Source organism: Mesorhizobium sp. M1423, assembly GCF_040317575.1.
GTDB lineage: Bacteria > Pseudomonadota > Alphaproteobacteria > Rhizobiales > Rhizobiaceae > Mesorhizobium.
Genome location: NZ_JAMYKU010000031.1, coordinates 30,747 through 42,914 on the forward strand (window position 1 = coordinate 30,747; position 12,168 = coordinate 42,914).

General features: G+C 62.8%; 12 protein-coding genes and 1 pseudogene. 5 read left to right on the plus strand and 8 right to left on the minus strand.

Going from position 1 to position 12,168, the window contains the following annotated elements; all coding sequences use genetic code 11:
• Window positions 1-18: 18 nt before the first annotated feature.
• The 4 genes from NKG95_RS28580 to ku all read right to left on the minus strand — a co-directional run bounded on the left by NKG95_RS28580 (window position 19) and on the right by ku (window position 3,342).
• On the minus strand, window positions 19-435 hold the full coding sequence (locus NKG95_RS28580; protein ID WP_023720518.1) for an HD domain-containing protein: 417 nt from the start codon (window positions 433-435) through the stop codon (window positions 19-21).
• Window positions 436-567: 132 nt separating this feature from the next.
• Window positions 568-939, minus strand: a complete 372-nt coding sequence (locus NKG95_RS28585) for an avidin/streptavidin family protein (RefSeq protein WP_023720517.1) — start codon at window positions 937-939, stop codon at window positions 568-570.
• A 75-nt stretch (window positions 940-1,014) separates the two neighbouring features.
• The gene (locus NKG95_RS28590) at window positions 1,015-2,415 is read right to left on the minus strand and encodes a PAS domain-containing HWE histidine kinase family protein (protein WP_348633240.1); all 1,401 of its coding nucleotides are present in this window, start codon (window positions 2,413-2,415) and stop codon (window positions 1,015-1,017) included.
• Window positions 2,416-2,508: 93 nt separating this feature from the next.
• Window positions 2,509-3,342, minus strand: a complete 834-nt coding sequence (gene ku / locus NKG95_RS28595; protein WP_353043142.1) for a non-homologous end joining protein Ku — start codon at window positions 3,340-3,342, stop codon at window positions 2,509-2,511.
• A gap of 125 nt (window positions 3,343-3,467) precedes the next feature.
• Between ku and NKG95_RS28600 the strand changes: the two genes are divergently transcribed.
• Window positions 3,468-3,932, plus strand: coding sequence for an NUDIX hydrolase (locus tag NKG95_RS28600; protein WP_353043143.1), 465 nt, complete (start codon window positions 3,468-3,470; stop codon window positions 3,930-3,932).
• Window positions 3,933-3,987: 55 nt separating this feature from the next.
• Here NKG95_RS28600 and NKG95_RS28605 read toward each other — a convergent pair whose 3' ends face one another.
• A complete protein-coding gene (locus NKG95_RS28605) occupies window positions 3,988-4,590 on the minus strand; it encodes an alpha-ketoglutarate-dependent dioxygenase AlkB (RefSeq protein ID WP_353043144.1) in 603 nt (200 codons plus the stop codon).
• A 130-nt stretch (window positions 4,591-4,720) separates the two neighbouring features.
• Between NKG95_RS28605 and NKG95_RS28610 the strand changes: the two genes are divergently transcribed.
• A complete protein-coding gene (locus NKG95_RS28610) occupies window positions 4,721-4,936 on the plus strand; it encodes a KTSC domain-containing protein (RefSeq protein WP_353043145.1) in 216 nt (71 codons plus the stop codon).
• A 79-nt stretch (window positions 4,937-5,015) separates the two neighbouring features.
• Window positions 5,016-5,303: pseudogene (locus tag NKG95_RS28615) on the plus strand (ATP-binding protein); the annotation flags it as partial.
• Between the two features lie 48 nt (window positions 5,304-5,351).
• Here the strand turns inward: NKG95_RS28615 and NKG95_RS28620 are convergent.
• The gene (locus tag NKG95_RS28620) at window positions 5,352-6,533 is read right to left on the minus strand and encodes an acetate/propionate family kinase (RefSeq protein ID WP_023720510.1); all 1,182 of its coding nucleotides are present in this window, start codon (window positions 6,531-6,533) and stop codon (window positions 5,352-5,354) included.
• Window positions 6,533-8,944, minus strand: a complete 2,412-nt coding sequence (locus NKG95_RS28625) for a phosphoketolase family protein (RefSeq protein WP_353043146.1) — start codon at window positions 8,942-8,944, stop codon at window positions 6,533-6,535. Before NKG95_RS28625 ends, NKG95_RS28620 begins: the two co-directional genes overlap by 1 nt.
• Window positions 8,945-9,243: 299 nt before the next feature.
• Here NKG95_RS28625 and NKG95_RS28630 point away from each other — a divergent pair, with 299 nt between their 5' ends.
• The gene (locus NKG95_RS28630) at window positions 9,244-11,244 is read left to right on the plus strand and encodes a protein-L-isoaspartate(D-aspartate) O-methyltransferase (protein ID WP_352481446.1); all 2,001 of its coding nucleotides are present in this window, start codon (window positions 9,244-9,246) and stop codon (window positions 11,242-11,244) included.
• A gap of 49 nt (window positions 11,245-11,293) precedes the next feature.
• Window positions 11,294-11,539, plus strand: coding sequence for a hypothetical protein (locus NKG95_RS28635; protein ID WP_023720508.1), 246 nt, complete (start codon window positions 11,294-11,296; stop codon window positions 11,537-11,539).
• Window positions 11,540-11,659: 120 nt separating this feature from the next.
• On the opposite strand, the gene NKG95_RS28640 is transcribed toward NKG95_RS28635, so the two are convergent.
• The gene (locus tag NKG95_RS28640; RefSeq protein WP_352481447.1) at window positions 11,660-12,151 is read right to left on the minus strand and encodes a DUF1772 domain-containing protein; all 492 of its coding nucleotides are present in this window, start codon (window positions 12,149-12,151) and stop codon (window positions 11,660-11,662) included.
• Window positions 12,152-12,168 lie beyond the last annotated feature (17 nt).

Below are 12,168 nucleotides of genomic sequence, written 5' to 3' on the forward strand. Positions count from 1 at the left end.
ATAGCCGCCAGCTTTCCGTCAGCTCGGGAACTCTTCCTTGAGGATGCGCAGGCCGTCTTCGTATTTCGCCGTCGAGGCACCGATCTGCCGTGCCTGCCATAGATTGTCGGCGAGATCGGCGCGCTTGACCGGCAATGCCAGCGGGTTAGCCGCGGCCCTGCGAACGAAGGCGGCATCGTCTTCGTTCGGCCGCCGCGTCATGGCATCGACGGCAGATACGATGGACGGTCCAAACCCGGCCGCCTCAAGCCGGTCGCGGTTCCAGCCGTCGCCTTTTTCGATGACGTCGTGAAGATAGGCGATGGCTTTCTGGTCGAGCGTTTCGACGGCATCGACGACCCGGCGGCAATGTTCGATATAAGGCCTTCCAGTCTTGTCCGCCTGTGCGGCATGGGCCTGTTCGGCGATTTTTGCCGCGCGATACAGCACGCTCATCGGATCGACCCCGTAACGAACAGCGCATTCCTGGCGCACCAACGCGCCATAGTCAGCGCGAGTTCCGATGCACAACGGGACGCCCTGCTCCCTCACTTGCGTGCTGAATGCCGCCGCAGCAGGCGCGACACGTCAGGAGACGCGTTCAAAACTGTCGAGGCTGGTTCCAAAGGCGCGCCAGGCGGGGAGTTTCCTGGCTCGGGCCGGCGCCCCTTCCTTTTCCGCCGACAAAGCGGCATCGGCAACAGTGTGCCACAGCATCTCCAGCTTCCCGTTCCTGAGGATGCCGGTATAGCTCACCGCTGCGGCTCCGACCCGCCCTTCGGCCGCGCAGGTGAATCCGATGACGTCTCCATGGCAGGCACCGAACAGCGGCACCGTCATGCCGAAGAAGGCGCTGTCCTCCAGCGCCGTCCTGAAGGTTCCGCTGATCCGTCCGCCTTCTTCGCCGGTTATTTCGACCACCGACCCGTACTGGTTCCGCCAGGTGCCCAGCCAACTCATCGTTGCTCCTCCTGATTGCCTCCACAGGGATTGCGTTGCCACACGGCCGCCAAGCCGCGGCCGGTGTAGCGGCCTTCAATCAGCCGCGATGCCAGTCATCGACATCTGCACGAAGTGCAGCGGCGCCTCCAGCGTCCAGGTGATGCCGCTCCTGTCGAATTCCAGGCGTCCGGTGCCGCTGAGCGCCTGCGGCGTGACGCGTTTGAGCACAACCGTTCCGAAACCGCGTCGCGTGTTTTCATCCACCAATGGCCCGTCCAGTTCCCGCCAGACAAGGCGGAAGCCGTCGCTGCCATCGGCGGCTGGCATCACGGTCCATTCGACCTCGACCCGTCCGTCATGGCGCGACAGCGCTCCGTGCTTTACCGAATTGGTGGCCAGCTCGTGAAAGGCAATGCCGAGATATTGTACGGCGTTCGGCTGCAGCATGATCATCGGCCCGCTCATCGACAGACGGGCCTGTGTCGCGAAGGCCTTGGTCTGGGCATGGATCAATTCGCCGATAGTCGCGCCGCGCCATTCGGCATCGACCAGCAGATCGTGCGATTCCGAAAGCGCCATGATGCGTTCCCGGACCTGTGAAAGGAAAGCCTCTGGCGTCCCCGCCAGCTTGCTGGTCTCGCGGATCATCGAGACGATCACCGAGTACTGGTTTTTGACGCGGTGGTTGACTTCGCGCATGAGTGTGCGGATGCGCCGTTCGCTCTCCTTATGCGGGCTGATGTCGCGCGCGATCTTGGAGGCGCCGATGATACGCCCGATGCCGTCGCGTATCGGCGAGATGGTGAGCGAAACCGGTACCAGGGTGCCGTCCTTGCGCTGCCGGATGGTCTCGTATGAGGGAATCCGTTCGCCGGCGCGAATGCGGCTGATAATCATGGCTTCCTCATCCAGGTGGTCGGGCGGGATGAGGATCGTCACCGGGCGGCCGATCGCCTCGGCGGGCGTGTAGCCGAACAGGCGTTGTGCGGCGTCGTTCCAGCTGGTGATAATGCCGTTCAGGTCTTTCGACACGATCGCGTCCATCGAGGATTCGACGATGGCAGCGAGCCTTATGCCGACGTCGTCAGCCAGCGCCTGGGTGCGGAGGTCGAGCAAGGTGTTGATGGCGCCGACGACCTCGCCGGTCGCATCGCGAAGCAGGGCCGGGTGCGCGCTGAACGGGATGAACTGGCCGTCCGGCCGCTCGACGATCGCCCGGCCCCCACGAACGTCCCGCTCTTCCAGCAAGGCAACGGCCATCGGACATTCGTCGTGCGCCATCGGTCGCCCGTCGAGGTGGCGAAGCTTCCATGAACCGCACCAGCGGTCCTGGCCGATAACCGGACGATATCCCCAAAGATCGGCAGCGGCTTCGTTGAAGAAGGTGATGTAGCCTTGTCTGTCGGTGGTGTAGACGGCCACAGGCAACGCCTGCATCAGATCGGCGGAGGAAACTTGCGGGATTCCGCCAGTCTTTAGTTCAACGACGTCCACCAGTCCCCCGCTCCGCTTGGCTTGCCGACGGATTGCTTCGTCATCTAAATGCGCGCGAGCGTTTTCGGTTCCGTTCGGTCTGCTTTCGGACATTCAGGCTGATTTGCGTTTCGCGGCCGTTCCCGGACCTTTGCTCGGAGCCTTGCCGCCTTCTTGCGCCAGGCTCTTGCGCAGAACATCGGCGAGATTGACGACGTTCGTCCTCGGCTCGGGTGCCGGCTTGGGCGGTTTCTTGCCCTTGCGCTTGGCTTCGATCATCGCAACCAGCGCCTGTTCATAAGTATCTTCGAACTTCGACGGGTCGAATTTGGCCGGCTTCTTGTCGATCAGCAATTGCGCGATTTCCTGCATCTCCGGATCGACCTTGCGATCCTTCAGCCCTTCGAACACCGCGTCCGCTGCGACCACTTCATTGTGGTTGCGTAATTCAGTCATCACCATGCCCTTGCCCAGCGGCTGGATCAGCACCTCTCGGCCACGCTGGTACAGTACGACGCAGGAGCGGGCTGCTACCTTTTTCCTGGCCATGGCGTCCCGGATCACCGCGAAAGCCTCCGTGGAGGGCGCGTCGGCCGGAACGAGATAGTAGGGTTTTTCGAGGTAGCGTGCGTCGATTTCGGCGGCGGGCACGAACTCGCCGATCTCGAGCGTATGCTGCGATACCATCTTCAGTTTCTTGATTTCGTCCGGCTCAATGCGGATGAACTCGCCCTTTTCGACCTCGTAGCCCTTTACCTGCTCGGCCACCTCGACCGTGTCGCCGGTCTCCTCGTCTATATAGGCGCTCTTGACCGGAAGACCGTCCTTGCGGTTCAGGATCCTGAAATGCACTTTCTCGGCCTCGCTGACGGCGCCGATGATCTTGACGCCACAGGAAACAGATCCGACTTTCATAAAGCCCTTCCAGGCAGCTCGTGGCGTCGCCATGTCGATCACTCATTTGCCGAACGGACGGAACGGCTGCGAGCGGAAATCGTTCCGCCGTGGCAGGCTATTCCATAGGCCCGCCCGGACGAGAACGTTCGTTTCATTTTCGTCAGGGGAATAGCGCAATGGCCAAACGCAGCGCAGGGTTGCTGATCTTTCGCCGAAGCGAAGGACATTTCCAGGTCTTGCTGGTGCATCCGGGCGGCCCATTCTGGGCGAAGAAGGACGACGGCGCATGGTCGATCCCGAAGGGCTTGATCGACGAGAACGAGGACGAGCTAGCGGCGGCAAAACGCGAGGCCGAAGAGGAACTCGGCGTCGCCATCGATGGAGGTTTCGAACACCTTGGCAGCTACCGGCAGCCGGGCGGCAAGCTCGTCATCGCATGGTGCGTCGAGGCGGATTTCGACAGCGACGCCATCAGCAGCAACACCTTCGTCACGGAATGGCCGCCAAGGTCCGGCTCGATGAAGGAATTCGCCGAAGTCGACAGAGCGGGCTGGTTCTCCCTGCCTGAAGCCAACCATAAGATCCTGAAAGGCCAGCGCGCCATGTTGGCGGACTTTGCCAGTCGGCATGGCGACGGATGAATTTGTTTCAGCCCAGTTCTTAAGGGCAGTGCTTGGGCTTCCTCACCGCTCTGCTTTAAGCGCGTTGCGGCCGCAGCGTGCGCAACGTGATCGAATAGCGGTGCTCGGCAACCGGCGGGATGCTGTGCTCCCATTCACTGCGCGCGGCGCCCGTCATCAGATAGGCCGATCTTGGCTCGACGGTGACCGTCTTGCGGTCCCATCGCGGGCCGTTTTTCCTGCGCAGGCGAAAGCTGCAGGCGGCCAGCAGGGAAACGCCGGCGACCGCCTCGAAGTGAGGCTTGTCGCGGTGCCACCCGATACCGGCGCCCGGCCGGTACTCGTTGACCAGCACCTGCACGAAGGTCTCGGCGGGCCGGTGGGCAAAGGCTGCAACCTTTTCCCTCAACGGCAGCAGAAAGCCGGGTATCGGCGGTGCCTCGACGACTTCGCGCCGGTCGTAGTCGTAACGCAGCCCGAAGCCGACCACCCGACGGTTTGCCAGATGGCCGTGAAAATCGAAAGCCTGAAAAGGCAGGCTTGCGAGCTGGCTCGTCAACTCTGCTTCTTCGTCCGGCGTGATCAGTTCGGGCCGGTAGCGGAATCCTTCCGGCAGGTCGTCGGTGGCGGCAAAGAGATCGGCCTGGCGGGCTGCAGCCGATGTCTTGGGCGATGGCATCAACCATATTTGGTGAAGCCGGCCCGTAGCGGCAAGGCTGGTTTAGGCAGGAAGGAACCTCGCTCTCCGTGTAGGGTTATTCACACGACGGCATGGAATGGAGCACTGCCGAGCATTGGACCTGTCGAGGATGCCTTCAACTGCGATCAGGAACATCGATTACCAGCCGGCGACGAGGGTACTTTCCGTATGGTTCGTCCCGAGCGGAAACCGCTATGACTACGAGGACGTGCCGCCGCAGGTCCACGAGGCATTCCGCAAAGCCTCGTCAAAGGGCCGGTTCTTCAACGAGCATATTCGTGACCGGTACAGATACCATCTGGTCGAGCAGAGCCATTCGAACTGAGCCTTCAGGCGCTTCCCAACCATCATCTCGGCTCTCCGCGATGCGTGGCCGCGCCGGGACTTCGCAGTTGGCGAGTGACCTCAACGAGCTTTTGACGAACGCGCTGAAACACGCCTTTCTGGGTCGCGAAGGCGGGACAATCACGCTGCGCAGTGTTGTCGACGGCGACGGCTTTCGCATCGTTGTCGCCGATGACGGCATCGGCCTGCCCGAAGGCGAGACCTGGCCGAAACCCGGCAAGCTCGGAGCGTTGATCGCGCAATCGCTGACCGAGAACGCCAAAGCCCGGTTCGAGGTGGACTCGACCCCCGGCAAAGGAACGCGAGTGACCATCGTCTTCAACAGATCGGCCGCGCTCGCTTCGTAGCCGCACGAGCAGGGCTGCCGCAAGCGGGGTCATTCGAGGCCATCCGCATCAGCCGGGCCCCTCCATTACCTTGCGCGTGTGGCGGGCGATGACACCTTCTTCGTCGGTCGCCACGACGCGGACTTCGACCTTGCTCTCCGCCTGGCTCATCAGCGCGGCATGGGAGCTGTTGGCCGCCTCGTCGATCGCCACGCCGAGCCAGCCAAGCCTGTCGCAAATCGCTTTGCGGGCCGGAGCCGAGTGCTCGCCGATGCCGCCGGTGAACACCAGGCATTCGAACCCGCCCAGCGTGTTGGCGAGGGCGGCAATCTCCCTGGCGGCGCGGAAGGCGAAAAGCTCCACCGCTTCGCGCGCCCGGCGGTCGTCGCTGGCTTCCAGCGTGCGCATGTCGCCGGAAATGCCGGACACGCCGAGCAGGCCGGATTCCTCGTAGAGCATGTCTTGCAGCGCCTCTCCCGAAATCCCTCTTTCCAATAGCAGGTACAAAAGCACGCCCGGATCGATGGCGCCGCAGCGTGTGCCCATGACCAGGCCGTCAAGCGCCGAAAAGCCCATCGTCGTATCGACGCTTCGCCCGTCGCGCATGGCGCACAGGCTCGCCCCGTTGCCGAGATGGGCGACGATGGTTCTTTTCGCCGCCAGATCGGGCGATATCTGCTTGAGCCGGCCGGCGACATATTCGTAGGAAAGCCCGTGAAAGCCGTAGCGGTGGATGCCGTCTGCCTCATAGTGGCGCGGCAGCGCGAAACGGCTGACCAGAGGCTCGATGGTCCGATGGAAGGCCGTGTCGAAGCATCCGACCTGCGGCAGGTCGGGCCGCAACGCGGCAAGCGCCCGGATCGGCGCGAGGCTGCGCGGCTGGTGCAGTGGCGCAAGCGGCGTCAGCCTGTCGAGAGCCTCGATAATTGTCGGCATCAGGCGGACAGGTTCGACGAACTCGCGTCCGCCATGGACGATGCGATGTCCGGCGGCGATCAGTTTCCTTCCGCCAAGTTCGTTCTCGATCCATTGCAGCATCTGGCCGATGCCCATGTCGCGTGATGCGTCTGCGGCAAGTGGCCGATCGCACTGCAGCTCCCCATCGGCGGCTTTCGCGGTCAGCCTTGGCGCATCGCCCAGATCCAGTGAACCGCGCGAGGCAAGATCCAGCTCGGCGGACGCTGCAAGATCGTAAAGTCGGAACTTGATGCTCGACGAGCCGGCATTCAACGCAAGGATCGATCGTCGCATCAATCGCCGGCCCTCGTCGCGCTGTCCTGTGGCCAGGACCATTTCTGGATCTCGGGCATGTCCTCGCCATGTTCGCGGACATAGGCCGTGTGCTCAGCCAATTTCCCATGCAGCGCCGCGGCAAGATCCTTCGCCCGCTCGGCCAGCCCCGGCACGCGCGCGATCGCGGCGAGCGCCAGATGATAGCGGTCGAGCTGGTTGAGCACCACCATATCGAACGGCGTCGTCGTCGTGCCTTCCTCGCGAAAGCCATGCACATGCATGTTGTCGTGGTTGGCGCGCCGGTAGGTCAGGCGGTGAATGAGATAGGGGTAGCCGTGATAGGCGAAGATGACCGGCTTGGCCTTGGTGAACAGCGCGTCGAATCTGTCGTCGGCAAAGCCATGCGGATGCTCGGAATTCGACTGCAAAATCATCAGGTCGACGACATTGACGACGCGGATCTGCAGGTCCGGAATGCCTGAGCGCAGGATGTCGGCTGCGGCAAGCGTCTCCAGCGTCGGCACGTCGCCGGCGCAAGCGAGAACCACATCCGGATCTTCGCCCTTGGCAACCGTCCCGGCCCATTCCCAGATGCCGGCACCGGCCTTGCAGTGCGCTTCCGCGTCTTCGGCGGACAGCCATTGCGGCGCCGGCTGCTTGCCGGCGACGATGACGTTGATGCGGTTGTAGGTTTTCAGGCAATGGTCGGTGATCCACAGCAGCGTGTTGGCGTCGGGCGGGAAATAGAGCCTGACCGTGTCGGCCTTCTTGTTGGCGACGAAATCGGCAAAGCCCGGGTCCTGATGGCTGAAACCATTGTGATCCTGCCGCCAGACATGCGAGGTCAGCAGGTAGTTGAGCGAGGCGACCGGCTTGCGCCAGGCAAGTTCGCCGGAGGTCTTCAGCCATTTGGCGTGCTGGTTGACCATGGAATCGACAATGTGGACGAACGCCTCGTAGCACGAGAACAGGCCATGGCGGCCGGTCAGCAGATAGCCCTCCAGCCAGCCTTGGCAAAGATGTTCACTGAGCACTTCCATGACGCGGCCGTCACGGGAAAGATGGACGTCGTAGGGCTCGATCCGCTCCATCCAGACGCGGTCCGTAACCTCGAACACGTCGTCGAGGCGGTTGGAGGATGTCTCGTCCGGTCCCATCAGCCGGAAATTCCTGGCCTCGGCGTTCAAGCGGACCACGTCGCGAAGATAGCTTCCGACCGTGCGCGTCGCCTCTCCCACAGTGCCGCCCGGACGCGGTACGTCGAGCGCCAGGCCTTTCCAGTCGGGAAGCACGAGGTCCTGTTTCAGCAGGCCGCCATTGGCGTAGGGGATTGCGCCCATGCGTCGTGACCCCGTAGGTGCCAGCGCCGCGAGCTCCGCCAGGAGATGGCCGCCTTTATCGAACAGTTTTTCCGGCTCGTAACTGCGCATCCAGTCTTCGAGGATCTGGCGGTGCGCCGCATCGCCGCGTGCGTTCGATACCGGTACCTGGTGCGAACGCCAGAAATCCTCGACCTTCTTACCGTCGACCTCTTTCGGCCCAGTCCAGCCCTTTGGGCTGCGCAGCACGATCATCGGCCACAGCGGCCGCTCTCCCTTCCAGCCCGCGGCTCGTGCAGGCTCCTGGATGGAGTGGATCCGGTCGAGCACGGTATCGAGCGTGCGGGCCATCTCCCGATGCATCGCAGCAGGTTCATGACCTTCGACGAAGAAGGTTTCGTAGCCATAGCCGAGGAACAGGCTGCGCAACGCCTCGTCTTCCACGCGGCCGAGGATCGTCGGGCTGGCGATCTTGTAGCCATTGAGATGCAGGATCGGCAGGACGGCGCCGTCGGATGCCGGGTTCAGGAACTTGTTGGAATGCCAGGCCGCGGCGAGCGGGCCGGTCTCGGCTTCGCCGTCGCCGACGACGCAGGCGACCACAAGGTTCGGATTGTCGAAGGCGGCGCCGAAGGCATGGACCAGTGCATAACCGAGCTCTCCGCCTTCGTGGATCGAGCCGGGCGTCTCCGGAGCCGCGTGGCTCGGCACTCCGCCGGGAAACGAGAACTGCCGGAACAGCTTTCGCAAGCCGTCTTCGTCCTTGCCGACCTCGGGATAGATCTCGCTGTAGGTCCCCTCGAGCCAGGTGTTCGCGACCATTGCCGGGCCGCCGTGACCCGGACCGCAGATGAACAGAACATCGAGACCACGTTCACGGATGATCCGGTTCAGATGCACATAGATGAAATTGAGGCCGGGTGTCGTGCCCCAGTGGCCGAGCAGCCGCGGCTTGATGTGCTCGGGCAGCAAAGGCTCGCGCAAGAGCGGATTGTCGAGCAGATAGATCTGGCCAACCGAAATGTAGTTCGCGGCGCGCCAGTAGCGGTCCATCACATCGATCTGGTCAAGGCCGGTTGTTTGCGCAGTGGTGCGGGCCTCGTCGTTCATGGAAATGCCTCCGGAATACCCTCGTCCGTCGTTATCTGGGGTGGCGTCGCGCCGGAGAAAGGATTTGCCTCGAAATAAGTTTGGGCGGCCGCCAGCGCCGCTTGCCGATCCTGCAACCTGCCGAGCCCGACAAAAGCGGGTCGGTGTTTGGGGAACCTCGGGGCTTGCCAACGGTTAGGAAGGTGCACCGCATTGTATGAATCCAGGCGGACTGCCGAGGCCCCGGGACATGGACCGGCCAAAGTGCCGTTTGAGCAGCTTGGGCGATTGTGGCGGAGGCCCGTAGGAGGAGCAGAAAAATGCTCGATCTCTCCCATGCCCGCAACCAAATGGTCGACATTCACTTAAGCCGCCGTGGCATTCGCGACCGCAATGTCCTTCAGGCGATGCGCGAGGTCCCGCGCGAGGCTTTCGTCGAGCCTGGTTTTGAAGAATTTGCCTATGAGGACGGGCCGCTGCCGATCGCCGAAGGTCAGACGATATCGCAGCCCTACATCGTTGCGTTGATGATCGAAATGGCGGAGATCGGAGCCGGTGACCACGTCCTCGAGGTTGGCACCGGCTCGGGCTATGCGGCTGCCGTAATGAGCCGGATCGTCGAACGCGTCTACACGATCGAGCGCCACGCCGCGTTGGCTGAAACGGCAAGGCAGCGGTTTAAAAAGCTTGGCTACGACAATATCGAAGTCCGCACCGGCGACGGCACCAAGGGCTGGCCCGAGGCGGCACCCTTCGATGCGATCCTGGTTGCGGCCGCCGGGCCCGGCGCACCGCTCGCCCTGCAAGAACAGCTCGACGTCGCCGGCCGGCTTATCATCCCGGTCGGCGACGAATTCGACTCGCAGCGCCTGCTCAAAGTCACCCGGACTGGCGCAGCAACTTACACCGAGGAGGATTTCGGCGGCGTGCGGTTTGTTCCACTGATCGGCGAGCAAGGCTGGGGCGAGCCAGGCAGCGACAGCCAAATAGCGGCCGATCTTCCGCACCGGCATCAGCGCAGAAGCAGCCTGCCGCAGATGATAGCGACCGCCGCCGAACCGCTTCCGGATTTCGACGACCCCGCCTTCGGTGCGCTGTTCGACCGGTTTGCCGACCGCCGCGTCGTCTTGCTCGGCGAAGCCAGCCACGGCACGTCGGAGTTCTACCGCGCGCGCGCCGCGATCACTCGCAGGCTGATCGAGAAGCATGGCTTCACCATCGTCGCGGTCGAGGCCGACTGGCCCGATGCCGCGGCGATCGACCGCTACGTCCGTCACCGGCCACCGCGGCCGGGCGCCGATCCGCCGTTCCAGCGCTTTCCCACCTGGATGTGGCGCAACACCGACGTCGCGGCGTTCGTCGACTGGATGCGAGAGCATAATGAGCGGATCAGGATATCCTCCCGGCGGGCCGGGTTCTATGGCCTCGACATCTACAATATGGGCGGGTCGATCGCGGCGGTCTTGCAATATCTCGACCGGATCGATCCGCAGGCGGCAAGGATCGCACGCGAGCGCTATGGCTGCCTGACGCCGTGGCAGAACGACCCGGCCACCTATGGCCGTGTCGCACTCACCTCCGGCTACCAGAAATGCGAGAAGGCCGTGCTCGAGCAATGCCGGGAACTGCTTTCCAGAGAGCTCGACTATGCGCAGCAGGACGGCATCGATTTCCTCGACGCCACCCAAAACGCCCGCCTGGTCGCCTCCGCCGAACGCTATTACCGCACCATGTATTACGGCGGCGCGCAGTCCTGGAACCTGCGCGACACCCACATGTTCGAAACACTGGAGCACCTGCTGCAGGCCCGCGGCCCGGCCGCCAAGGCGGTGGTGTGGGCACATAATTCCCATATCGGCGATGCCCGCTATACCGAGATGGGGATCGTCAGGGACGAAGTGAACATCGGCCAGCTCTGCCGCCAGCGTTTTGGCGACGAGGTTGCCTTGATTGGGCTCAGCACGCATTCCGGGACGGTGGCCGCCGCCACCGACTGGGACGGCGACATGGAAGTGAAACCGGTTCGTCCTTCCCACAACGACAGCTATGAGCGGCTTTGCCATGACAGCGGCGTCTCGCCTTTCCTGCTCGATTTCGAGCGCGACGACACGCTGCGCCAACGGCTTCTGGAGCGCCGGCTGGAACGCTTTATCGGCGTTATCTACCGGCCGGAGACCGAGTTGCACAGCCACTATGCGGATGCCTCGCTCGCCCGCCAGTTCGATGCTTTCGTCTGGTTCGATGAAACCAGTGCCGTGACGCCGCTTGGGCCGGAACATGCGGGGACAGGCCTTCCCGAGACCTATCCTTTCGGGCTGTAGCGAATTTGGACCCTGGGGGAAGCGGAAAATCGAAAGAAGGACGTCACCAATGGCCGGAAAGAAGACTCATGAGCAGCAATTGCGCATCATCGAAGAGCGCGAGAACACGAAAAACGCTGGCAAGGATTTCGACGCGGAAGCGGATTTGAAAAAGACCAGGCAAGAGCGCGAGGCGTTCCGGCGCGGTGCCGAGCTCAGATCGGACCCCAAGGACATTGCCGATCCCGACGACCGCAACATCATCCGCGGCGAGCACCAGGAAAGCGCCCACAACAAGCATCGCGCCGACCGCTGAAACGGCGGGATCGCTTAACGTTAAGACAGTATGGCGCCGGTTCCCGTTCCCCGATCTGACGGATGCAGCGTTCGTGGCCGCAAATTGGCGGACGAGGGCGCCGTCTTGATCCCCTCGGCGCTATTCAGCAAAAAATGTCGCGGCGACAGCAATTGAGACGAGGCTCAGCATCGCCAGGCCTGCCCTGGCGACATGCGAGGTCTCCCAGACGTTGCGCAAATCTCTCCAGTCGCCGGTCTGCTTTCGAGAAAACATTGAAAAAAACGTCGCGGCTGATTGCGGCATGGCAACGTCTTGCACCCAGAAATTATTGACGGGATGCGTGACCAACCAATAGGTCGCATGTTCCGCCAGCAGGAAGACAAGCGCCGCCAAGGTCCACCAGAATCGAGCGCTTGGATAAGGCGTCAGGTAGAGCAGGATGGCGAGTGCAATGATGCCGCCGATCTCGGCAAACCCGCCGATCGTGAAGCCGGGATAGTAGATCGCCTGCACTGATTTGTAGGTAGCCTCCTTGAGGCGCAACTTGCCCGGCAACTCCAAAGCGTGCGCAAGCGACAGCGCCATCGTGACAGCGACCAGAAGAAGGGCGGCGATCATCAATACGCGCATGTTCCTGCTCCCTGACC

What these genes read in the sequence shown, in the direction of transcription:
- NKG95_RS28640 (WP_352481447.1), bottom strand. Translation starts at nt 12,151, where the DNA reads ATGCGCGTATTGATGATCGCCGCCCTTCTTCTGGTCGCTGTCACGATG.
- NKG95_RS28605 (WP_353043144.1), bottom strand. Translation starts at nt 4,590, where the DNA reads ATGCCATCGCCCAAGACATCGGCTGCAGCCCGCCAGGCCGATCTCTTT.
- NKG95_RS28600 (WP_353043143.1), top strand. Translation starts at nt 3,468, where the DNA reads ATGGCCAAACGCAGCGCAGGGTTGCTGATCTTTCGCCGAAGCGAAGGA.
- ku (WP_353043142.1), bottom strand. Translation starts at nt 3,342, where the DNA reads ATGGCGACGCCACGAGCTGCCTGGAAGGGCTTTATGAAAGTCGGATCT.
- NKG95_RS28635 (WP_023720508.1), top strand. Translation starts at nt 11,294, where the DNA reads ATGGCCGGAAAGAAGACTCATGAGCAGCAATTGCGCATCATCGAAGAG.
- NKG95_RS28620 (WP_023720510.1), bottom strand. Translation starts at nt 6,533, where the DNA reads ATGCGACGATCGATCCTTGCGTTGAATGCCGGCTCGTCGAGCATCAAG.
- NKG95_RS28625 (WP_353043146.1), bottom strand. Translation starts at nt 8,944, where the DNA reads ATGAACGACGAGGCCCGCACCACTGCGCAAACAACCGGCCTTGACCAG.
- NKG95_RS28580 (WP_023720518.1), bottom strand. Translation starts at nt 435, where the DNA reads ATGAGCGTGCTGTATCGCGCGGCAAAAATCGCCGAACAGGCCCATGCC.
- NKG95_RS28630 (WP_352481446.1), top strand. Translation starts at nt 9,244, where the DNA reads ATGCTCGATCTCTCCCATGCCCGCAACCAAATGGTCGACATTCACTTA.
- NKG95_RS28610 (WP_353043145.1), top strand. Translation starts at nt 4,721, where the DNA reads ATGCCTTCAACTGCGATCAGGAACATCGATTACCAGCCGGCGACGAGG.
- NKG95_RS28585 (WP_023720517.1), bottom strand. Translation starts at nt 939, where the DNA reads ATGAGTTGGCTGGGCACCTGGCGGAACCAGTACGGGTCGGTGGTCGAA.